15 protein-coding genes are annotated in these 23843 nt (G+C 62.7%); 2 read left to right on the top strand and 13 right to left on the bottom strand.

Features of this window, described 5'->3' with window-relative positions; genetic code table 11:
* Positions 1-29 precede the first annotated feature (29 nt).
* Positions 30-3371, top strand: coding sequence for a maltose alpha-D-glucosyltransferase (treS, locus tag R1A29_RS12805; RefSeq protein ID WP_438301735.1), 3342 nt, complete (start codon positions 30-32; stop codon positions 3369-3371).
* Positions 3372-3373: 2 nt separating this feature from the next.
* Positions 3374-5605, top strand: coding sequence for a 1,4-alpha-glucan branching protein GlgB (gene glgB, locus R1A29_RS12810; RefSeq protein ID WP_438301736.1), 2232 nt, complete (start codon positions 3374-3376; stop codon positions 5603-5605).
* A 54-nt stretch (positions 5606-5659) separates the two neighbouring features.
* On the opposite strand, the gene R1A29_RS12815 is transcribed toward glgB, so the two are convergent.
* The 13 genes from R1A29_RS12815 to treZ form a co-directional block, all read right to left on the bottom strand.
* Entirely contained in the window at positions 5660-6730 is a 1071-nt protein-coding gene (locus R1A29_RS12815; RefSeq protein ID WP_438301737.1) for an autotransporter outer membrane beta-barrel domain-containing protein, read from the bottom strand.
* Between the two features lie 323 nt (positions 6731-7053).
* Positions 7054-9621: an autotransporter outer membrane beta-barrel domain-containing protein gene (locus tag R1A29_RS12820; RefSeq protein WP_438301738.1), complete on the bottom strand. Its 2568-nt coding sequence runs from the start codon at positions 9619-9621 to the stop codon at positions 7054-7056.
* Positions 9622-9750: 129 nt separating this feature from the next.
* A complete protein-coding gene (locus R1A29_RS12825) occupies positions 9751-10548 on the bottom strand; it encodes an endonuclease/exonuclease/phosphatase family protein (RefSeq protein WP_438301739.1) in 798 nt (265 codons plus the stop codon).
* 89 nt (positions 10549-10637) lie between these two features.
* A complete protein-coding gene (locus R1A29_RS12830; RefSeq protein WP_438301740.1) occupies positions 10638-11399 on the bottom strand; it encodes a PIG-L deacetylase family protein in 762 nt (253 codons plus the stop codon).
* A gap of 175 nt (positions 11400-11574) precedes the next feature.
* On the bottom strand, positions 11575-12234 hold the full coding sequence (locus tag R1A29_RS12835) for a glycosyltransferase (protein WP_438301741.1): 660 nt from the start codon (positions 12232-12234) through the stop codon (positions 11575-11577).
* The gene (locus R1A29_RS12840; protein ID WP_438301742.1) at positions 12231-12830 is read right to left on the bottom strand and encodes an SAM-dependent methyltransferase; all 600 of its coding nucleotides are present in this window, start codon (positions 12828-12830) and stop codon (positions 12231-12233) included. Before R1A29_RS12840 ends, R1A29_RS12835 begins: the two co-directional genes overlap by 4 nt.
* A complete protein-coding gene (locus R1A29_RS12845) occupies positions 12827-13585 on the bottom strand; it encodes a PIG-L deacetylase family protein (RefSeq protein WP_438301743.1) in 759 nt (252 codons plus the stop codon). Before R1A29_RS12845 ends, R1A29_RS12840 begins: the two co-directional genes overlap by 4 nt.
* Entirely contained in the window at positions 13582-14580 is a 999-nt protein-coding gene (locus R1A29_RS12850) for an acyl-CoA dehydrogenase family protein (RefSeq protein WP_438301744.1), read from the bottom strand. Before R1A29_RS12850 ends, R1A29_RS12845 begins: the two co-directional genes overlap by 4 nt.
* 1 nt (position 14581) lies before the next feature.
* The gene (gene glgX, locus R1A29_RS12855) at positions 14582-16741 is read right to left on the bottom strand and encodes a glycogen debranching protein GlgX (protein WP_438301745.1); all 2160 of its coding nucleotides are present in this window, start codon (positions 16739-16741) and stop codon (positions 14582-14584) included.
* A gap of 103 nt (positions 16742-16844) precedes the next feature.
* Positions 16845-17165 (bottom strand): DUF2934 domain-containing protein, encoded by a 321-nt coding sequence (locus R1A29_RS12860; protein ID WP_438301746.1) that lies wholly within the window; start codon positions 17163-17165, stop codon positions 16845-16847.
* 29 nt (positions 17166-17194) lie between these two features.
* The gene (locus tag R1A29_RS12865; protein WP_438301747.1) at positions 17195-19969 is read right to left on the bottom strand and encodes a malto-oligosyltrehalose synthase; all 2775 of its coding nucleotides are present in this window, start codon (positions 19967-19969) and stop codon (positions 17195-17197) included.
* Positions 19966-22044: a 4-alpha-glucanotransferase gene (gene malQ / locus R1A29_RS12870; protein ID WP_438301748.1), complete on the bottom strand. Its 2079-nt coding sequence runs from the start codon at positions 22042-22044 to the stop codon at positions 19966-19968. Before malQ ends, R1A29_RS12865 begins: the two co-directional genes overlap by 4 nt.
* Entirely contained in the window at positions 22041-23843 is a 1803-nt protein-coding gene (treZ, locus tag R1A29_RS12875; protein ID WP_438301749.1) for a malto-oligosyltrehalose trehalohydrolase, read from the bottom strand. Before treZ ends, malQ begins: the two co-directional genes overlap by 4 nt.

A 23843-nucleotide genomic window follows, 5' to 3' on the forward strand; every position in this document is an offset into this window, starting at 1 on the left:
CGCATTCATGCATTGAACAGGAGTTTCACATGGCGAAGAAACCCAAGTCAGCCACCTTCATCAAGGACCCGCTCTGGTACAAGGACGCGGTGATCTATCAGGTTCACGTCAAATCCTTTTTCGACTCCAACAACGATGGAATCGGCGATTTTCCCGGCCTGATCGCCAAGCTCGATTACATCGCCGAACTGGGCGTCAACACCATCTGGCTGCTGCCGTTCTACCCGTCGCCGCGGCGCGATGACGGTTACGACATTGCCGAGTACCGTGGCGTACACAGCGATTACGGGACCATGGCCGACGCCAAGCGCTTCATCGCCGAGGCGCACAAACGCGGTTTGCGGGTCATTACCGAGCTGGTCATCAATCACACTTCGGATCAGCACCCGTGGTTCCAGCGGGCGCGCAAGGCCAAACCCGGTTCGGCGGCCCGCGACTTTTATGTGTGGTCGGATGACGACCAGAAGTACGACGGCACGCGGATCATTTTCCTCGACACCGAAAAGTCCAACTGGACCTGGGACCCGGTGGCCGGCCAGTACTTCTGGCACCGTTTCTATTCGCACCAGCCGGACCTGAATTTCGACAACCCCCAAGTCATGAAAGCCGTGCTGTCGGTGATGCGTTACTGGCTGGACATGGGCATCGACGGTCTGCGCCTGGATGCCATTCCGTACTTGATCGAACGCGACGGCACCAACAACGAAAACCTGCCGGAGACTCACGACGTCCTCAAGCAGATCCGTGCCGAAATCGACGCCAATTACCCGGATCGCATGCTGCTGGCCGAGGCCAACCAATGGCCGGAAGACACTCAGTTGTACTTCGGCGACACCGACGCCGAGGGCGTGAATGGCGATGAGTGCCACATGGCATTCCACTTCCCGCTGATGCCGCGCATGTACATGGCCCTGGCCCAGGAAGATCGCTTCCCGATCACCGATATCCTGCGCCAGACCCCGGAGATCCCGGCCAATTGCCAATGGGCGATCTTCCTGCGCAACCACGATGAACTGACGCTGGAGATGGTCACCGACAAGGAACGCGACTACCTCTGGAACTACTACGCCGCCGACCGTCGCGCGCGGATCAACCTCGGCATCCGCCGGCGTCTGGCGCCGCTGATGGAGCGCGACCGCCGGCGCATCGAGCTGCTCAACAGTCTGTTGCTGTCGATGCCCGGCACGCCGACCCTGTATTACGGCGATGAAATCGGCATGGGCGACAACATCTATCTGGGTGACCGCGACGGTGTGCGCACGCCGATGCAATGGTCTATCGACCGTAACGGCGGATTCTCCCGGGCCGATCCGGCCAGTCTGGTGCTGCCGCCGATCATGGACCCGCAGTACGGCTTTCAGTCGGTCAACGTCGAAACCCAGGCCGGCGACCCGCATTCGCTGCTGAACTGGACCCGTCGCCTGCTGACCGTGCGCAAGCAGTCCAAGGCGTTCGGTCGCGGCACCTTGAAAATGCTATCGCCGGCCAATCGCCGCGTGCTGGCCTACACCCGCGAATACACCGGGCCGGACGGCAAACACGAAATCATCCTGTGCGTGGCCAACGTTTCGCGCAGCGCCCAGGCGGTGGAGCTGGACCTGTCGGCCTACGTCGGCATGGTGCCGGTGGAGATGCTCGGCGGTAATGCGTTTCCGCCCATCGGCCAGCTCAACTTTCTGCTGACCCTCGCGCCTTACGGCTTCTATTGGTTCGGCCTCGCGGCAGAAAACCAGATGCCGAGCTGGCACGTCGAGCCGGCGCAGAGCCTGCCGGACTTCACGACGCTGGTGCTGAAAAAACGCATGGAAGAACTGCTGGAGGCGCCGTCCCGGGCCACCCTGGAACAGGCCATCCTGCCGAACTGGCTGCAGAACCGCCGCTGGTTCGCCGGCAAGGACGCGGCCATCGAGGAAGTCCGGCTGGCCTACGGTGTGCGTTTCGGCGACGCGCAGCATCCGGTGCTGCTCAGTGAGATCGAAGTCAGCAGCGGCGGGCAGACCAGTCGTTACCAACTGCCATTTGGCTTTATCTCGGAAGATCAGGTCGGGCCGGCGTTGCCGCAGCAACTGGCGTTGTCCCGTGTGCGTCGGGTCCGTCAGGTCGGTCTGATTACCGATGCGTTCAGCCTTGAAGCGTTTATTCGGGCGGTTTTACAAGGCATGCAAAGTGGCACGGTGCTGGACTCCAGCGATGGCGAAATACGTTTCGAGGCCACGCCGCAGCTCGACGAACTTGGCCTTGGGGCCGAATCCGAAGTGCGTTACCTGTCCGCCGAGCAATCCAACAGTTCGGTGGTGATCGGCAACAGTCTGGTGCTTAAACTGATCCGCAAAGTCGCTTCTGGCGTACACCCGGAACTGGAGATGAGCGCTTACCTGACCGCCGCCGGATTTGCCAATATTTCCCCGCTGTTGGGCTCGGTGATTCGCCGCGACGGGCAGGGCGAAGACAATCTGCTGATGATTGCCCAGGGCTACCTGAGCAATCAGGGCGACGCCTGGGAATGGACGCAGAACAACCTCGAGCGGGCGTTGCGTGACGAACTGGCGGACGCCGTGTCCGAGCAGTCGCAGCACTACAAAGCCCTCGGCGAGCTGAAAGACTTCGCCGGGATGCTGGGGCAGCGCCTGGGGGAAATGCATCAGGTACTGGCGGCTCCCACCGACAACCCGGACTTTGCGCCGCAGGTCAGTTCGGCCAAGGATGCGCAGGCCACTGGCAAGGACGTGGGCGCTCAGGTCGAGCACGCGCTCAAGCTGCTCAAGCAGCATCAGGGTGAACTCGATGCAGCGGATCAAAAGCTTGTCGGTCGTTTGCTCGACCACAAGAAAACCATCCTCGCTCATGTGCAGGAACTGGCGAAGAAATCCGCCGGTGGCTTGCGCATTCGGGTGCACGGCGACCTGCATCTGGGGCAAGTGCTGGTGATCAAGGGCGATGCGTACCTGATCGACTTCGAAGGCGAACCGGCGCGGCCACTGTCCGAGCGTCGTGGCAAGCACAGCCCTTACAAGGATGTCAGCGGTGTGTTGCGTTCCTTCGATTACGCGGCCGCGATGACTATCAACGTGCACAACGTCGACAACAGTCCCGAGGCCGAGGCGGCGCGTCGGCGGGTGGCCGAGCGTTATCTGCGTGAGGCCCGCGAGGCATTTGTCGAGGCATATCAGCGAGCGGCAGCTAGTCTTGATCATGCCTGGCAGGATCCTGAAGGTGCCGACGCCGCACTGGCGTTGTTCGGTCTGGAGAAAGCGGCCTACGAAGTGGCCTATGAAGCCGAAAATCGCCCCACCTGGCTGCCCGTGCCGTTGCACGGTCTGTATGGGTTATTGACGGGGCTGGAACCCTTTTCCGATCTTGGTGGAGAGTAGTCATGAGTTTCTCGAACAAGGAACAGGGTCAGGTTAAAGAACGTTTGCTGCCCGGGGCCAGGGACATCGATGCCCTGGTGCGCGCAGAACATCAGGACCCGTTTTCCATTCTCGGGCCCCACGGCGATGGTGCCGGCGGGCAGTTCATCCGGGCGTATCTGCCCGGCGCATTGAGTGTCACGGTGTTGGACAAGGACAACGGCGAGGAGCGCGGCCCGCTGGAGGCGACCGAGACGCCGGGGCTGTTTGTCGGGCATTTCGAATCGACGCGGCCTTATCTGTTGCGTACGCGTTGGGCCGGTGGCGAGCAGGTCGCGGAAGATCCCTACAGCTTTGGCCAGTTGCTCGGTGAAATGGATCTGTATCTGTTCGCTGAAGGCAATCACCGCGACCTCAGCAGTTGCCTCGGCGCACAACTGAAAACCGTGGATGGCGTCGACGGCGTACGATTCGCCGTGTGGGCGCCGAATGCCCGGCGGGTGTCGGTGGTTGGCGACTTCAACGTCTGGGACGGGCGCCGGCATCCGATGCGGCTGCGCCATCCGTCCGGGGTCTGGGAGTTGTTCATTCCGCGCCTGCAGGCGGGCGACCTGTACAAATACGAAATCCTTGGCGCTCACGGCATCCTGCCGCTCAAGGCCGACCCGATGGCCCTGGCCACCAGCCTGCCGCCGGACACCGCGTCGAAAGTCGCCTCGCCGTTGCAGGTCGACTGGCAGGATCAGGGCTGGATGACCGGCCGCCGCGAGCGCCAGCAACACAATGCGCCGCTGTCGATCTATGAGCTGCATGCCGGATCCTGGCAGTGCGAGGTGGACGATCTGGGTGAAGTGGCCCGTCAGTACACTTGGCCGGAATTGGCTGAGCGACTGATTCCCTACGTCAAGGAGCTGGGCTTCACCCACATTGAACTGATGCCGATCATGGAGCACCCGTTCGGTGGCTCCTGGGGTTATCAGTTGCTGTCGCAGTTTGCCCCGAGCGCCCGTTACGGCACGCCGGACGAGTTCGCGGCGTTCGTCAACGCCTGCCATCAGGCCGATATCGGGGTGATTCTCGACTGGGTGCCGGCGCATTTTCCAACCGATACCCACGGTCTGGCGCAGTTTGATGGCACCGCGCTGTACGAATACGGCAACCCGCTGGAAGGCTTTCATCAGGACTGGGACACGCTGATCTACAACCTGGGCCGCACCGAAGTGCACGGCTATATGCTGGCATCGGCGTTGCACTGGTTGAAGCATTTTCACGTCGACGGGCTGCGGGTCGATGCGGTGGCGTCGATGCTGTATCGCGACTATTCACGCAAGGCCGGGGAGTGGGTGCCCAATCGCCATGGCGGACGGGAGAATCTGGAAGCCATCGACTTCCTTCGTCACCTCAACGATGTGGTGGCGCTGGAAGCACCGGGCGCGCTGGTGATCGCCGAGGAATCCACGGCGTGGCCGGGCGTCAGTCAAAGCACCCAGCAGGGCGGACTCGGCTTTGCCTACAAATGGAATATGGGCTGGATGCACGATTCGCTGCACTACATCCAGCAGGATCCCGTGTACCGCGCCCATCATCACAACGAGTTGAGTTTTGGTCTGGTGTACGCCTGGTCCGAGCGCTTCATCCTGCCGATTTCCCACGACGAAGTGGTGCACGGCAAGCATTCGCTGATTGACAAGATGCCCGGCGACCGCTGGCAGAAGTTCGCCAACCTGCGCGCCTATCTGAGCTTCATGTGGACTCATCCGGGCAAGAAGCTGTTGTTCATGGGGTGCGAGTTCGGCCAGTGGCGCGAGTGGAATCACGATCAGCAACTGGACTGGTATCTGCTGCAGTACTCCGAGCACAAAGGCGTGCAGAAACTGGTTGGCGATCTGAATCGGTTGTACCGCGAAGAGCCGGCACTGCACGAGCAGGACGATGCACCGCAAGGGTTCCAGTGGCTGATCGGTGACGATGCGATCAACAGCGTCTATGCGTGGCTGCGCTGGAGCAAGGAGGGGACGCCGGTGCTGGTGGTGGCCAACTTCACACCGGTGCCGCGTCAGTCGTACCGGGTGGGCGTGCCGTTTGCCGGGCGCTGGAAGGAGCTGCTCAACAGTGATGCCGACACCTATGCCGGTTCCAACTATGGCAACGGCGGCGGGGCGTTTACCGAAGACGTGGCCAGTCACGGTCAGGCGTTGTCGTTGGAGCTGAATCTGCCGCCGTTGGCGGTGTTGATCCTCAAACCCGAGGGGTGATGATGAACCTGCGGGAGCAAACGACTTGCTCCCGCAGTGAATTCGCGAGCTTCCTTACCAGCGCATCCGCACCCCCAGACTGCCGATCAGCCCGTTCAGATCGTTGTCATCCACATCACTGCTGTAGTCAGCGCTGACGTACAGGCTTACGGTCGGCGTGACCTTCGCCACCAGACCCAGTCCGAGTTCCACCGTCGACGACTTGCGGCTGCTGCTGATCTTGTCCACTTGATCGAGCGTCACCGCGTTGCCGGTGTAAACCGTGTGCCAGAGGTTGGTGCGCACGTAGGGCTCGACCGGCAGACCGCTCAGGTCGTAACTGCCTTTGAGGCGGGCACCGACCCGGCCGCTCCAGGACGAAATGTCAGTCGATGAAGCATTGCCCGAGCCCGCGTAAGGCGTATCGAGAGTGATGCGCTGATTGATCAACTGCGCCTGGGGCTCGACGACCCAGTTTTCGCTCAGGCCGATCGGAAAGCCGCCTTCCAGCGAGAGGGTCATCGCGCTGCCTTCCGTGGCCAGGCGCGCGCCCTGTTCATTGCGGCTGAAACCACTGACCCGGCCACCGCTGGCCGCCAGGTCGACATGCCAGCCTTCGGCACCGATCAGGCTGTAATAGGCACCGAGGCTCTGGCCCTGCAGATTGAGGGTGTCGGTGGTCGGATCGGCGAGGGCGCGGTTGACGATCAGGCCGTTGCTGTTGCCCTGGATCTGATTCAGGCCACCGATCAATCCGATGCGCTGGGTCTGGCCGCCGCTGCCATGCAAGGTCAGCACGGCCGGCCCTTTGACTTCCCCCGAGCCGGGCACCGCAAACCCGGTGCCGAGGATTTCGGTCTGTGCCAGGCGAGAGGGCTGCCCGTACAGCTGATCCCAGTCCGAGGGGGCGAGATCCTCGGTGAGCAAATCTGTGCCGCGCAGGTCAGGGCGCGGGCTCAGGCGTTGCGAATCGGGCGTGATGACGGTCGCGGGCAGCGTCAGGATCGGCACGTCCTGGCGATACCAGGGCGTAGTCTCAACCGCCACAGGACCCGCCTGCGCCTCCATGGATGAGCAGAGCAAGATAGAACTTGAAACGGTGCAAAAGGTGATTTTGATCTCGTGTGGGGTGAGTGAGGTTTTCATGAAGGTCTACCTTGCTAGCGCATGCGGTATCTCGCCTTGGCGTCTCTCCTACCCCGAATGAGGGGCGACCGAATGGAGCGAGGCGAACCCTGGGGCAGCCCGTTTTACGAGTGTCCGAAGGTTCGCCCCGAGTAGTGATTCCGGGGGTAGTAAGGTAGAGCTAAGAAGACGGCTGACATTGCGTCAAGAAAATGGACGATGAGCGGTGGGTTCGAATCGGGAGTCACAACCTTCTGTTTTTGTTTATCTATATAAGTTCTTGTTTGTATGGAGTATCACCGCGAAAGCGGCAGGGTAGAGGGGTTCAGCAACCGACGGTCGGTCTACCAGTCGATACGGATACCCAGGTTGGCGGCCACGCTGCGTTGCTCGTTGCTGTCGATATTGCGGCTGTAATCGGTACTGGCGTAGACACTGATCGACGGGTCCAGGCGCAGCGCCACACCCAGGCCGATGTCTGCCGTGGAGGCCTTCTGTTGGCTGCGGATGACATCGGTGTCTGCAAAGGTGACGGAATCGGTCCCGGAAAAGGTGTGCCAAAGATTTGCGCGCAGGTAGGGTTCCAGCGTCTGACCCTGAAGGCGGTAATGTCCGACGATGCGGGCTCCCAGCCGAGCGGTCAGGCTGCTGTCGGAGTCGAAGGAGACACGTGAGATTCCGTCGTTCTGGCTGTCGAGAGAGACCGCCTGATGGATGACCTGAACCTGCGGTTCGATTATCCATCTGTCATTGATGGGAAGCGGATACCCGCTTTCGACCGAAGCACTGAAGGCGTGGCCGCGATTATCCAGTCGTGCGCCACGAACCGAGCGGCTGTCGCCATCGAAGCGGGTGCCCATCAGTACGGTGTCGAGGTAAGCGCCACGCGGGTTGATCAGTGTCCAGTACAACCCGTAGCTGTCGCCCTGCAGTTTGATGTTGCCAGCCCTGTTGTCTTCGATGGCGTCGCTGAAGCCGCTGACGTCACCCTGCAAACGGCTGTGACCGATGAACAGGCCGACTCGCCAGGTCATGGCATCCGAGTGCTCGCTGTAAAGATCATGTCCAACCTGTACGCCACTGAGCGAGCCGTCCAGGCGCGGGGTCACCGTTCCTGCCCAGGTCTGGTCGAGGTTCTTGCCATAGAGCCGGGCCCATCCGGAGCTCAAGGTTCCGGTCCGGTCCAGCAATTGCTGAGCGCCTTGACGATCATGGAAAGTCCCCAGTGCATTCAGTGCCAATTGCGCTGCAGCCGGGGGCAGTGCTGACCAGACGGGAACCTCCGGACGGTACAGGGCGATCGGCGCAGCGCCGGGGATAGCGGCAGGCAGCGCCGGTAACGGCGGGCTGCCGACGGGAGCGACGGCTGCCACGGGAGTGGCCACCACCGGAACCTGTATCGGCGCAAGGCCCGGATCGGGATTGGGCACGCTTACCACTGCCGGTGCGACGATGGCCGAACGCAGATACCAATTGTTTTCCGTGCCTGCCGTCACGCCACCCTTGAACAGCCGGTAATCGTACGCGCCGGCCGACACCGGACTGGCCAGGGAAAACGCGTTGTCGCTACTGAGTGTGCTGCCCTGTGCCTGCACCAGTTGAATGCCGTTCTGTGCGGTCAGGGCGCCATTGCCGCCCAGGTTGGTCACGGTAATGGCTGTCGTGCCGCTCAGGCTGCCGTTGCTGACCACCAGTCTGTCGCTGGGGGCATCATCGCCGGCAATCACGCTCTGCAATCGCAGCTGACCATTGGCGCCGACGTAGTTGCCTTGCACCGTCAGAGTATCGCTGGTGCGATTGTTGTTGGCGGTCATGTCGATGACGCCTGCGTTGTTGAGGGTCGCAGGCTGTCCGGCTACGGCAGGCGAGACGACACCTTGAGCAGATATCAGCGTGCTGCTGGCGTCGATATTCAGTACGCCCCGGCCTGTGGTGGCATCGCCAAGGGTCAGACTGTCTGCGCCCAGATCCATCCGTGAGCCGTTGTTCAGGTTTACCGTTTCCCAATTGGTATAACGAGGTGCAAGCGCAGTGCGGCTGTTGTCGAACGTCAGCACATCGCTGCCATTGCCGCCATCGATCCGTGGCGTCAGCGCGAGCAGGCTGTCGTCGAGGTTGCGCAGAAGCGCACTGTCATTGCCGTCCCCCATGAGGATCGCCGAGCGCACGATACCGCCACCGTCCCACACTAACCGGTCATCGCCCGTGCCGGCCCGTATCTCGCCGACGATTTCGCCACCGGTGAGCGTGATGCTGTCACTGCCACCGCTGACGCTGAGGTTTCCCCCGATCCGCCCGCCGGAAATACGGATGGTGTCATTGCCGAAGCCGGTCACCAGATTGCCGATGATCTGTCCTCCGGACAGTTCGAAGACATTGTCATCGAGCTTCATGTCGACGCGGCCGATGGTACCGCCGCTCATTTGTGCGAAGTCACCGTCTTCGAAGGCACCGGTGATGGTGCCGCCTGTCATGATGAACAGGTCGAATTCGTTACCCTGGCTCAACGACGCGATGTTGCCGCCATGCATGATGAAGGTGTCCACGCCATTGCCCTGGTGAACGGCGCCGCTGATGGTGCCGTTGTCGATCTGCAGCACATTGTTGCCATTGCCCATGTCGAGAACGCCCCTGATTGCGCCCGACTGCATGAGTACACGGTCGGCTCCGGCACCGAATGTGACGTTGCCAGGAATGCTGCCGTTGCCATTGGCAGGGAACGTCAGGCCGTTGTTTCCCGACAGGTCAGTGAGCGGCGTGCTGCCAGGGCTGTCGCAGGTGTACTGGTCATCTCCGGGCGTGGGATTGAAGGTGCAAAGGGCGAACGCCGGATCGGGCGATTCGAGCAAGAACCAGATGGAAACAGCCAGCAGGCTGTAATGGCGGGTAGTGGGAGTGCCGGGAGCTTTCATCGAAGGTCTCCGCTCATTGGCGCCGACGCGCGGCGCAATGGCTTGAACCTAACAAGGCTTGTGACAATCGACTACTGTCAGAACTGACAGTGGATGAGGGCATAACTGCAGAAATGCGGCGTTTATGCCTTAAATGTGCACCTCGACCGCCAGTGGCAAGTGATCCGACAGATGCGTCCAGGGTTTGCTCCCGAGAATCTGCGGGTCATGACTGCTGGCATTGCGCAGATAGACCCGATCCAGTCGCAACAGCGGAAAACGTGCGGGGTAGGTCTTGGCTGGCCGCCCGTGATGGCGCTCGAAGGCTTCATGCAGGTAGTCGCGACGGGCGAGGGCGACGTTGCCTTGCATCTGCCAGTCATTGAAATCACCGGCGATAATCACCGGTGCATCGTCCGGCAGGGACTCCAGCAACTGGCAGAGCAGCTGCAGCTGCAATTGCCGGTGGCTTTCCAGCAGGCTCAGGTGCACGCAGATTGCATGGACTTCGGCATGCCCCGGTACGTCCAGCACGCAATGCAGCAGGCCACGGCGTTCGGGGCCCGTGATCGAGACGTCGAGGTTGCGGAATTCACGAATCGGGTACTTCGACAGCAGCGCATTACCGTGATGGCCGTCGGGGTAGACGGCGTTGCGCCCGTAGGCGAAATCGCTCCACATGCTGTCGGCGAGGAACTCGTATTGCGAGGTTTGCGGCCACTCGTTGTAGCGATTGGAATGCCGTTCGTGTTCGCCCACCACTTCCTGAAGAAACACCAGGTCAGCGCTGGTGCTGCGCACCGCTTCACGCAGCTCGGGAAGGATGAAACGCCGATTGAGTGCGGTAAAACCCTTGTGCGTATTGACCGTCAACACCCGCAGCCGATGGATGACGGCGGGGTTCAAGTGTTGTGCGTCGATGGCATGACGTTTGGGGTCGCTGGACACGGTCGCTCCTCTGAATCATGACTGCCTGTTCATGCGACTGGCCAGGACAGCGGGCAGTTCACTTTGAATGACGTGCCCGCGACGGTTGATCAATCCACGAAAACGATTTCATAGGGCAGACGCATACGCTCCAGAATAGCCTTGGGCAACAGCGGTGCAATGCCGATGGCCGGCTCTCCATTGAGCTGGCTGGCGTAGGCGTGAGTGGCGTGACTCTTGCGCGCGACGGTCCAGGTGTCGAGGCGCAGCTTGCGTGCGCGGTGCCAGGGAATCTGTGCCTGATCGCGCTCCGGCCAGTGCCAGGCCCAGACCGGTACATCGTGATAGGCGGCGCCGGCTTGACGGGCAGCCTGAGCGCTGGCCCGCCCAACCACTTCATGATCGTCGGTGCCATCTTCGCGCCAGGTGCTGAACACCACATCGCCGGGGCGCAGGTATCGGGAGATGAATTCGCTCAACTGGGCTTCCTGGTCGAGCAGGGCATTGTCGGTGAAGCCGCCGCGCACCCATTTCAGGCTGTGCATCGGCAGGCCCAGGCGGCGCAGGGCCTCAACGCTTTCCTGGGGGCGAAATACGCTCAGGCGTTTCTCCGACCACTGGCGCGAACCGGGATGGCTGGCACTGCCATCGGTGATCGACAGTAATTGCAGGGGATGGCCCAGACTGCACAGCAACTGCAGCAGGCCGCCACAGGTGACCACTTCGTCGCCGGAGTGCGGGGCGATGACCACGGCGCGGGCACCGGCCGGGACCAGGTTATGGGTGCTGATGACGGGAATGTTGTCGAGTTGCGCCGCACTGTTCCAGATTTGTGCAGGCAGGCCGCTTTCATGGAGCGATAACGGTTTCATGGGGGCAGGACGTCCTTGTGATGTCTGGCCTTCCGTCGCGCACGGCCATGCGTGCTTGACCCTTGAAGGCTGGTTGATAACCCGGCAGCGCTCCGAACCCTGGATTGCCGCGATGCAGAGTATTGCTCAAGACTGGCGGTTCGTCGCGTCGCAGATCAATCTGATCCGCTTTTTTTTATTCAGTCTGTGCCAGCTGTCGCAGATAGTCGCCAAAGCCTCCGCGTGCGCGACTGTCGAGACGGGCGCTGGTGACGACCTGCGGCCGATGACTCCACGCAATACTGGCCCCGCAACGTTCCAGTTGTCGTACCAGTTGCACGTCCTCGTCGCAGGCCAATGGCTCGAACCCGCCGGCCCGCCGATAGGCTTGTGCACTGACCCCAAGGTTGGCGCCATGGATGTGCCGGTGCCCGTCGCGAGCCTGGTAGTGGCGGTGATAACGAATTTGCGCCGCTTCATCCAGAGAATCCTGCCAGTGCTCGACTGTCACGGTGCCGCAAACCGCGTCGACACCCAGCCCAAGCTGCGCCACCAGCCAGTCGTCGGCAACGCGGCTGTCGGCATCCGAACAGGAGATCCAGCGTGCGCCGCGCTCGAGCAATTGTTGCGCTCCGGCGGCCCGGGCCTGGCCTACATTGCGCGCATCGATAGTGAGCGCCAGCACCGGGTACTGACTGACGATCTGTGCCGAGCGGTCGGTGCAACTGTCGAGCACCACCAGCACCTCGACCGGCTCCCCGGCCAGCATGGCGTGGGCGGCAGCGCGCAGGGCCGCGCGCAGGCAGTCATCGAGCCGCTCTTCTTCGTTGTGCGCGGGGATCAGGATGCCGATCATCGCAAGCCCTCCAGCGTGGCCACCGAGCGGGGCTCGCGACTCCATACCTCCAGCAGGAAATCCGCTTCCTGATGCAGCACCAGTCGCGGCAGGTGCAATTGTTCGTGGATCAGATCGTGGACTTGACGTGCATTGAGCGGGCAGCCTTCGATGATCGGGCGCCAGTGGCAGGCCAGCAGTTGCCCGTCTGCGGTCAGTGAATCGCTGACGCGGCGGATGACCTCTGTCAGATCCTGTCGATCCAGGTAGTAACCGATTTCGCTTAATACGATCAGATCGAAACGCTCCTCGGGCCACTCGCCGGGCAGTCGGCAGTGGCGCACCTCGGTGTGGTCGAACAGGCTCAGTCGGGTACGCGCCAGATTGACCGCAGCGGTAGACGTGTCGCAGCACACCAGTCGATCGCAGCGTTCGGCCAGTGCCGCACTCAGTTCACCGTTGGCGCATCCCGGTTCAAAGATTGCCCGGTAGTGCGGGCGGGGCAGGGCCGCCAGGGTCACGAGGCGTTTGCGCTGCTCGTACCAGCGCTGGCGGAATCCCCAGGGGTCGTTATTGCCCGCGAACAGGCCTTCGAAGTAGCGATTCTCGACACTCACAGGAAGACCACCTCGAACGGTTGCAGCAGTCTATCGATGACATAGGGCGCAAGCACCGGTGGCAGGCCCGCGTCGGGATCGCCTTCCAACTGACTGGCAAACGCATGCACCGCATGACGCTTGCGCGCGACCTGCGCCGGGCTGAGCAGGATTTTGCGCGCCCGCTCCCAGGGCACGATGGCGTCTTCGGGGGTTGCCCAGTGCCAGGTCCAGACTGGCAGTTCGTGGCAAATCGCACCCACGCGCCGGGCCGCTTCGATGCTGGCGCGGCCGACGGCTTCGTGGTCGCTGTGGCCGTCCTCGCGCCAGGTGGTGAAGATCACATCGTCGGGTTGCAGGTAGTGGGTCAGGTATTCACACAGCATCGACTCGCGCGCGGCGACTTGCGTGTCGGGGAAGCCACCACGCAACCATTGCAACTGGTGCATGGGCAGGCCGAGGCGGCGCAGGGCTTCTGCGGATTCCTGCGGGCGCACCACGCTCAGGCGCTCCACCGGCCAGCGATCCGAGCCGGGATGACTGGCGCTGCCATCCGTGACCGAAATCAGTTGAAGTGTGCGCCCCGCTGCAGCGAGCAACTGCAGCAGTCCGCCGCATCCCAGGACCTCGTCGTCCGGGTGTGGAGCAATCACAACGGCCCTCGATCCCGGCGGCACCAGGTCGAGAATGTCGATGCTGTCCAACGCCGTCAGATGCCGTGAGCCCTGCCATTCATGCAGGGAGGTTCCCTCGCCGACGATCGGGTTACGTTTCATAACGCCCAGCATCCGCGTGGTTGTTGCGCAATCATTTGACCTAGTGCTGCCAGATCCCGCTCGGCGTGGCTCTGGCGCAGGTAAACAGGCAGGTCGGCCGCCAGACGGGCAAAGTGCGGATCCTTGCAGAACGGCCCGGCCCCGAGTGCCCGTCCGGTCTCGCGTATGACCTGCTCGGCGGCATCTTCGACCACGGCGCGAACGCGGCGGGCCAGCAGTTCTGCGTCGGCCCCGGGATCGCTGTCGATGTCCAGAGCGCTGACACGCAGCACTTGAGACGCGGCGTGCAAGGTGCTGTCGACGGCGCCGAGACTGGCCAGCGCGTGAGGCTCTTCATGTCGCGCACACTGCTGGCGCAAGCGCTCGGCGATCTCTTTCGCGGCGCCATACCAGCACGCGGCGATGCCGATGCCGCCGTGCCAGAACCCCGGTCGTTGCAGGTAATCCCCGGGGTCGCCGATGGCCTGAGCCTCGACATTGTCGAACAGCACCTCGACGCTGCCGGTGGCCGCCATGCCGATGGCTTGCCAGCCTTGGTCGGTGACGGTCACACCCGGTTGATCGAGGGCCACCGCTACCAGTTGCTGGCGATCATCGTCATCCCAGGCGGTGAGCAGTGCATGGCTGAGCACCGCCGCTCCGGAACACCAGGCCTTGCGCCCGTTCAATCGCACCATATGACCTGAAGGCGTGACGCGGACCCGTGCCTGGGGTGGCTCGGCCGCCCACATGCCCCAAGTGCTGACGGGTGTGGGAGAGCCGCCGAGTTGTTCGATGATGGCCAACGCATCGGTGTGGCCTTCGTAGAGCTTGCACAACCCCAGATCATGGCCGCCGACCTCGGACAGCCGTTGCCAGCGTTCCAGTGTGCGACCGCTGCCGGGCAACGGCAGTCGATCCAGTCCTGCCTCGACCATCTCACGCAGGCAGCGCCCAAGGGCGGCGGTATCGCCATAGTCCGGTGCGTGCAGCGCCAGATAGTCAGACAGCTCCATGTCAGTCTTCCTCATCCCGCTGCAGCTCGAACAACAACAGCGAGCGTCCGGTTACCGAGTATTGATGGCCGAAGTCAAAGCGTTCCTGACCCCGGATCGACGGTTGATTGGTGTCGATCATGCAGGTCCAGAAACTGCCTTCAGGTACTTCGGGCAAGGTGAAGTTGACGATGTCGTGATGGGCGTTGACCACCAGCAGCAACGTCGCGTCGGCGCCCTTGCGGCGGATGCCGGTTTCCTGTGCACGGCCATCGAGCAGCATGCCGAGGCAGCGGTTGTGCGCATCGTGCCAGTGCTCGGTGGTCATCTCCGTGGCATCCGGTGCCAGCCAGGTCACGTCCTTGACCCCGATGTCTTCGTTGTATTCGCCCACCAGAAAACGCCCGCGCCGCAGGATCGGGTAGGTCAGGCGCAGCTTGATCAGGCGTTTGACGAATTTCAGCAGCGCCTTGCCGTCCTCGCTCAGGTCCCAGTTGACCCAGCCGATCTCGCTGTCCTGGCAGTAGGCATTGTTGTTGCCGTCCTGGGTGCGGGCGAACTCGTCACCGGCCACCAGCATCGGCGTGCCTTGGGCCAGCAACAGGGTGGCGAAGAAATTGCGCATCTGCCGGTGACGCAGCGCGTTGATTTCCGGATCGTCGGTGGGCCCTTCGACGCCGTGGTTCCAGGACAGGTTGTTGTTGCTGCCGTCCTGATTGTTTTCGTCGTTGGCCTCGTTGTGCTTGTCGTTGTAAGACACCAGATCGTTGAGGGTGAAACCGTCGTGGGCGGTGACGAAGTTCACCGACGAATAAGGCCGTCGGCCCCGCTGGTTGAACATTTCGCCGGAAGCGGTCATGCGGCTGGCGAAGTCGGCGAGCTGACCGTCGTCGCCTTTCCAGAACGCGCGCACGGTGTCGCGGAATTTGTCGTTCCATTCGACCCAGCCCGGCGGGAAGTTGCCGACCTGATAGCCGCCGGGGCCGCAGTCCCAGGGTTCGGCGATCAGTTTCACCTGACGCAGTACCGGATCCTGGCGGCAGGCGACGAGGAAGCTGTGGCGTTCGTCGAAACCGTCGTGATAGCGCCCGAGGATGGTCGCCAGATCGAAGCGGAAACCGTCGACGTGCATTTCGCTGGCCCAGTAGCGCAACGAGTCGGTGACCATTTGCAGCACGCACGGGTGGCTCAGGTCGAGGGTGTTGCCGGTGCCGGAATCGTTGATGTAGAAGCGCTTGTCGTCCGGCATCAACCGGTAGTACGAGGCGTTGTCGATCCCGCGCATTGACAGGGTCGGGCCCTGTTCATTGCCCTCGGCGGTGTGGTTGTAGACCACGTCGAGAATCACCTCGAGATTGGCTTCGTGCAGGTGCGCGACCATCTCCTTGAACTCGGCGATCTTGCCGCTGGCCAGGTAACGCGGGTCCGGGGCGAAGAACGCAATGCTGTTGTAGCCCCAGTAATTGGTCATGCCCTTGTGCAGCAAGTGCTGGTCGTTGACGAAGGCGTGGATCGGCAACAGCTCGACGGTGGATACGCCGAGTTTGCGGATGTGCTCCAGCACATCATCGACCATCAGCCCGGCAAACGTGCCGCGCACGTTATCCGGCACGGCGGGGTGACGCATGCTGATGCCGCGCACATGAGTCTCGTAAATGATGGTCTTGTCCCACGGCACGCTGACGCGGTGGTCGTTGCCCCAGGTGTGCGCCGGGTCGATGACCTTGCATTTGGGCACGAAGGGCGCGCTGTCACGCTCGTCGAAACTGAGGTCGGCATCCGGGTGGCCGATGGTGTAGCCGAACAGTGCTTCGGACCACTTCAACTGGCCGACCAATTGCTTGGCGTAGGGGTCGATCAGCAACTTGTTGTGGTTGAAGCGGTGGCCGTTGGCCGGATCGTAGGGACCGTAGACCCGGTAGCCATAGATCAGTCCTGGATGGGCGTCGGGCAAATAGCCGTGGAAAATCTCGTCGGTGTATTCCGGCAGTTCGATGCGTTCGAGTTCGACTTCGCCGGCATCGTCGAAAATGCACAGTTCGACGCGGGTGGCGTTGGCGGAAAACAGCGCAAAGTTCACCCCCAGCCCATCCCAGGTCGCACCGAGCGGGAAGGGCAGACCCTCGCGGATTCGCGTGGGTTCGGCATGTGCGGCGGGCTCGGCTTTCTTTGGACGGGTCATGATTGCTCCTGCAAATCGGGGTGGGCATTTTTAAAGGGCGAGTGAACCCGTTGTGGCGAGCGAACCCGCCACACGGTCATTCAGTTCTACGGTTGGAAAAGCCTCAGATGGCCGGGGGCTTGCGCGGTGCGCGGGGCTTTTTCTCGGCGGCTTTTTCGCCCGGGGGAATCACTTTGGCGGCGCTGGCTGGCTTGGCTTTTGCCGTTGTGGCTTTGGGCTTGGCCGTCGTTGCCTTGGGGGCAGCGGCCTTGGTACTCGCCGTTTTACCAGCGGCAGCCTTCGGCGATTTTTTCGGAGCCAGTGCCTCGGCTTCGGCCAGTTTGCGCGCCATCTCCCAGTGGCGTGATTCCTGACCTTCTGGCTTACCTTCCGATTCCCAGATCTGATAGGCGAATTCGCGGATGCGTTTATCGTCGGTACTCATCGCAATGCTCCTGAACTGAACTCATGCTTCTAGAAGTGTTGGATAAACAGATTGACCGGGAAATCCCCCAGCGCAGCGCTGACCTCCAGCTCCCTGTTTTTTGTGACTGCGGTGCTTGAAAAAAGTCCCTTCAGATTTTCGTCGGAGGCGGCGAACGGTAATTCCACCCGCGTATCGCCCCAACCCAGCGCATCGACCTGCGGGACGGCACCGTTTTCCAGCAGGGTCGCGCAACGGATCGGCACGATGACGATTGCCCGTTGCCCCTCGTGCTCGCGGGCAAACGCCAGCACGTTGTGCGCCTGGCTGCCCAGCACCTCCAGGGCCTGGTACGAACCCTGGCGGAACAGCTCGGTGTGTTCGGCGCGCAGGTTCAGTACCTGCTTGATCAACGCCTGCTTGATGCGCCCGTCGCGCCAGTTCGACAGCAGTTGCGCTACGGGCGCGGGTTTCACGGATTGCTCTCGCAAGTCGTAGTTCACCGGCCGGCGGTTGTCCGGATCCACCAGGCTGAAATCCCAGTACTCGTTGCCCTGATACAGATCCGGCACACCCGGTACGGTCATGTGCAGCAAGGTTTGCGCCAGACTGTTGAGGGCGCCGGCAGCAGCGATGCTGTTGACGCTCTTGGCCAGCGCCCCGCGCAGCAGTTCACCTTCGGGCGCCAGCAACAGTTGCTCGGTGAATGACTGGGCGGCATTTTCATAGGCTTCGTTCGGCGCACTCCAGCTGCTTTGCAGCTTGGCTTCGCGCAGGGCTTTCTGTTGCCACTGCCAGATGCGTCTGGCGTAGTCGGCGAAACCCGCCTGATCGTCGTTGTGCAGCTCCAGCGGCCAACTGCCGAGCAACGCTTGATAGAGGATCAGCTCGTCGGCCGACGACGGCACCTGATCGTCATGGCGCAGTGGCCGGGCGAGGGCACGCCACAGCTCGACCTGTTCGGCATACCAGTGGCTGCGCTCGCTGAGCACGGCCAGCCGTGCACGGGTGTCTTCGCCGCGCTTGTGGTCGTGGGTGGCGGTGGCCAGCAGGTTGTCGGGGAATGTCGCCAGACGTTGCTGGTTTGCCGCATGAAAATCGCTGACCGGGGCGCTGAACTGTTCGGTGTTGTAGCCCACGTCATTGCGCGACAGCAGCACTGCCGAGCGATACAGCGCCGTGTCCTCCACGGCTTTGGCGGCAGCAGGCGAGGTCAGTTGCTGAAAGCGTACGCAGGCATGGCGCAGAATCTTGCGTGAACGCCCACGGGGTTTGCGCCGCCACGGCTGGCCACCGAGCCAGGCAGACACGGACTCAAGCACCGGCCAGTCGCTTTCGTTCAATGTCTGCCGTGCACCTTCCATGGCCTGCTGGAAAAACACCTCGTCCTGCGCCGAACGGCCCATTGCAGTGATGTAGGTGCGATACACCGGGAAGTGCACGATCAACGCCTGCAACACCCGGCGGATCGAACCGAGCGTGAGGTCGCGGGTCATCAGGTCGTCCCGCGCCACTTGCAGCAACGCCTGGGCAACGCTTTCGCAATCACTGGCCAGCGAACCGTTGAGAATCTGCTGACGCGCCAGCCGGGCTTCTTCAATAAACGCGGCGGGGCGCTCGGTGCGGCGCTGCCACAAGTCGCCGAGCACATGCTCGCCGGCCGAGTCGTGTTGCAGCAGCGACAGCTGATTCATGAACTCGTAACCGGTGCTGCCATCCACTGCCCAGTCGGTGCGCAGGGTTTCGCCTTCGCCGAGAATCTTCTCGACGTAGATCGGCAAGTGTCGTCCCGGTGCCAGAAAGTCGAGGCGTCGCCGCAGCTTGCGGCAGTAACCCCGAGGATCGGCGAGCCCGTCGATGTGGTCGATGCGCAAGCCGTCGATCAGGCCTTCTTCGATCAACTGGAAGATCTTGCCGTGGGTCGCTTCGAACACGGCTGGCCGCTCGACCCGCAGACCGCCGAGTTCGTTGATGTCGAAGAAGCGCCGCCAGTTAATGTCATCCGCGGCGGTGCGCCAACTGGCCAGGCGATAGCTTTGCCGTTCCAGCAGTTGATGCAGACGCTGGAAGCCCTCGGCGGTTTTCGAGTCGTAATGCGTCAAGTTGCGCTGGATGGTTTGCAGGATGTGCGGGTCGCTCGCCAGTTGTTGTAGTTCTTCCTTGAGCGGGATGGCCTGCGAGCGGGCATCGGTCTGGTAGCTGAGGCTGCTGAAGCGATCGGCCAGCGACTTGAGCGCTTCGTTCGCCGGCTCGTCGGCTTTCAGCAGTTCGCCGTAATCCCCGGGGCAGATCGGGAAGTGATGCTCGTAATGCTCGACGTGGAAGGTGCCGGCCCCGGCGTTGAACACCAGCGGCAGCGTGCCATCCTGCAATGCAATGCCGTAATCGCTGCCGAGGAAGGGCAGCAACAACTGGCCTTCCATCAACGGGTCCGGCGAGTGCCATTGAATGTCGAAGAACTCGCCATAGGGACTGAGCCGGCCCCATTCCAGCAAGTCCAGCCACCACGGGTTGTCACCACCGCCGACCGCCATATGGTTGGAGACGATGTCGAGGATCAGCCCCATGCCGTGTTCACGCAGGGCCGCGACCAGCCGGCGCAGCGCCGGTTCGCCGCCGAGTTCCGGGTTGACCCGGGTCGGGTCCACCACGTCGTAGCCGTGCATGGAGCCGGCGCGGGCGGCGAGCAGCGGTGAGGCGTAAACATGGCTGATGCCGAGCCGGGCAAAGTACGCCACCAGCGGCACCGCCTCATCGAGAGTGAAACCCTTGTGAAACTGCAGACGCACCGTGGCGCGCAAGGTCAGGTTTTGCACTGCACTCATTGGTCACGCTCGGCGGCCTGAAGGCGGGCACAGGCGAGCAGTTCCAGACGCCGCGCGGCATCGACGCCATCGAGCAAGGTGTCACTGGTGCCCGGCAGGCGCCGCGACCAGTTCGGATGAGTGTCGATGGTGCCGGGCAGGTTGGCCTGTTCGTCCAGGCCCAGCGCGTCCTCCAGCGGCAGCAACACCAGCGGCGCGCGGGTGTGGCCAAGGAAGCGGACACTGGCGTCGACCACCTGATCGGCCTCGTGGGATTCCTCGCGAAAGTTTTGCGGGTCCTGGCTCAGGGCATTGCGCAAACCGTCGCGCTCACGTTCGCGATAGCGGCGCCAGTCGATTTCGCCGTTGGCGTCGATCAGCCCGAGCCGCGCATTCCAGTCGATATCCCGGCCATGCCACCAGCCGTTGAGCGTCGGCAGATCGTGGGTGCTGGTGGTGGCCAAAGCGTTGTCCGGCCAGTCGAGGATCGGTTTGAACCAGGTGTTGTCCTGTTCGAACAACAGCACGCGCATGCCGAGCATGGCCCGGGCGGCCAGTTTTTCCCGCAGCCCGTCGGGCACGGTGCCGAGGTCTTCGCCCAGCACGATCGCTTGATGGCGGTGGGATTCGAGGGTCAGCAGACGCAGCAGGTCGTCCACCGGGTAATACAGGTACGCGCCGTCCGCCGGCGCCGCGCCGTTGGGAATCACCCACAGCCGTTGCAGGCCCATGACATGGTCGATGCGCAGACCGCCGGCGTGAGCGAAATTGGCGCGCAGCATGTCGATGAACGCCCGAAAGCCATTGCGCACCAGACCTTCCGGGGAGAACGCCGAGATGCCCCAACCCTGGCCGGAGCGATTGAGAATGTCCGGTGGCGCACCGACGGTCAGTGACGCCAGCAACTCGTCCTGAAAACTCCAGGCCTGACTGCCGGCGCCATCGGCACCAACCGCCAGGTCGGCGATCAGGCCGATGCCCATGCCGGCGCTGCGGGCGGCGTTTTGCGCGCGCTCAAGACAGCGGTGAATCAACCACTGGCAAAACGCGAAATAGCCGATGCGTTCGGCGTATTCCTCGGCAAATGCACTGAGCGCCGCGCCGCGCGGGTCGTGCCAGTGTTCGGGCCATTCGCGCCAGTCGAGGTTCTCGCCACGGGCGGCGCGCATTTCCTGGATAGCCTCGAAGCGGCAGTGATTCTCCAGCGCTTCGCCACCCGCATCGCGGTAGCTGGAAAAATCCGCCTGCAGCGGATGCTCGCCACGGATGAAGCCTTCATACAGCGCTTGCAGGAGTTTTTGCTTGGCGTCGGCGGCGCTGGGCCAGTCGATCAGTTTCAGCTTTTCCAGTTGCTGGAACTGATCATTGAGGCCTGCGGCGTCGATGGCATCACGCAGGGCGCGCTCGCCGAGGATGGTCCCCGGCGCGGCATACAAGGAATTGAGAAACAGGCGGCTGGACGGTGAATAAGGGCTATAGCGCCCGGTATCGGCGCTGAACATCGCATGCAGCGGACTGATCGCCAGGGCGTCGGCACCGCGTTCGCCGGCGCTGCGGGCCAGTTCCTCGAGGGCCTGGGTGTCGCCGAAACCGCCGTCGCCGGGGCGGCGCAGGCTGTAAAGCTGCACGCTCAGGCCCCAGGCGCGGGGGATCGGGTTGTCCACGGCATCGCCCACGCTGTAGCAACGCTCGGGGGCTACGGCCAAGGTGAAATGTTGATCGGCGATATGGATTTGCTGATACCCGACTGGAATTTCACCGGGCAGCACCGCATCGGCATCGAGTTTGAGCGACAGCCGCGTACCGTCTTCCAGATGAATCTCACAGGGGCTTTCGGGTTCGAAGTAACGCGCCAGGTCCAGTCCTACGCCGACATCGGCGGTCAGCAGCGGCGGCAATTGACGGTCCTGTTGCACTTGTTGCAGTTCCAGCAGGCTGGCGTCGATTTCCTGGGCCGAGCCGGCCGGGTGACCGAGCCCGGTGAGGACATTGCGCAGCACCGCCGGGGCGACTTTTTGCTGACGGCCATTGGCGTCGATCCAGTCGACCGCAAGGCCGGCTCGGCTGGCGAGAATTTCCAGTTGCGCATCGCTCATAGGCGCTCTCCATCCAGGGGTGGCAAAGGGGTTGCGGCCGTGAGGCTGACGAGCGCGCAATACGGGGGCAGTTGCCCTTCATCCGTCAGGTCGGCAGCGGGCGGCTGGCGCAGCAGCCGCACCGATTCGGCCTGTGGTGGGTTGACCACCGGGCTGTCGCCGAGGTTCAGGTCGATTCGCAGCTCGCTGCCATTCCCCAGACGCCAGCGTGCACTGACGGCGCCAGGCCCCAGCACTTGAGCACCGAGTGCCTGGGTACCGGGCAAGTGCGGAATGATGTGTTGGTGGCGCAACTGCAACAGCTGTCGATACAGCGCCAGGGTGGCCTGCTGTTTCGGCGTGCCGCTGCCGATCAGCCGGGGTTGCGAGGCGTGGAACGTCTGCTCGGCGTTGGGATCGGGAATCTGCTCGCGGCGCTGTGGGTCGGCAAACGCGCTGAACGCGGCGAACTCGTTGCGCCGGCCTTCGCGCACCAACTTCGCGAGTTCGCCGTGGTGGCTGGTGAAAAACAGAAAGGGTTGCTCGGCGGCAAACTCGTCGCCCATGAACATCAACGGAATCATCGGTGACAACAGCAACAACACGGTGGCGGCCTGCAGGGCGCGAGGATCGGCCAGATGATGCAGGCGTTCGCCGAAAGCGCGGTTGCCGATCTGGTCGTGATTCTGCAGGAACAGCACGAACGCGGTGGACGGCAGATGTTCACTCGGCTCGCCACGGGGCGTGCCGTGGTGGGTCAGGTGACCCTGAAACACAAAACCCTGGCTCAGGCAGCGAGCCAGTTGTTCGGTGGGATGTTCGGCGTAGTCGGCGTAATAGGCGTCGGTTTCGCCGGTCAGCAGTACGTGCAGGGCATTGTGGCCGTCGTCGTTCCACTGGGCATCGTAGGCGTCTTCCAGCAGGCTGGCCTGATTGTGCTCGTTCTCCACGGTCAGCCAGACATGCCGCGCAGGGTCGATCTGTTGGCGGATGCGCTGCGCCAGTTCTTGCAGGAAATCCGGGTCTTCGATGGCATGCACCGCGTCCAGGCGCAGGCCGTCGAAACGGTATTCCAGCAGCCACATCAACGCATTTTCGACGAAGAAGTCCCGCACTTCGCGGCGACGGAAATCGATGGCCGCGCCCCAGGGCGTGTGTTTGTCTTCGCGAAAAAAGCCCTTGGCATAACGGTGCAGATAGTTGCCGTCAGGGCCGAAGTGGTTGTAGACCACGTCGAGAATCACCGCCAGACCATAACCGTGGGCACTGTCGATCAGGTGTTTGAGCTGTTCCGGCGTGCCATAGGAAGCCTGCGGCGCAAAGGGCAGCACACCGTCATAGCCCCAGTTGCGATCGCCGGGGAACTGCGCGATCGGCATCAGCTCGATGGCGGTGATGCCCAGCCCGGCCAGTCGCGCCAGATGCTGCTCGACTTCGGCAAAACCGCCGAGAGCGCCGACGTGCAGTTCGTAGATCACCGCTTCGTTCCATGGCCGGCCTTGCCATGTACTGTGTCGCCAGTGATAAGCGTGCGGATCGACCACCACGCTGTGACGGTCGAGGTCGCCGTCCTGCGCCCTGGAGGCCGGGTCGGGCACCTCCAGTTCGCCGTCGATGTTATAGCGGTAGCGACGGCCGGCGGAGCAGTGGCTTTTGATCACGAACCAGCCATCGCCCTGCGGCAGCATCGGCAGGGACTGGCCATTGTCCAGCTCGACGCTGACGTAAAACGCATCCGGCGCCCACAACGCGAATTGCGTGTGGTCGGCATCCAGCATGATCGCGCCGTGGGGCCAGGTTTCAGGGGACCGTGACGGCAT

The sequence above is a fragment of the Pseudomonas sp. NMS19W genome (assembly GCF_051554255.1).
Lineage (GTDB): Bacteria > Pseudomonadota > Gammaproteobacteria > Pseudomonadales > Pseudomonadaceae > Aquipseudomonas > Aquipseudomonas kribbensis.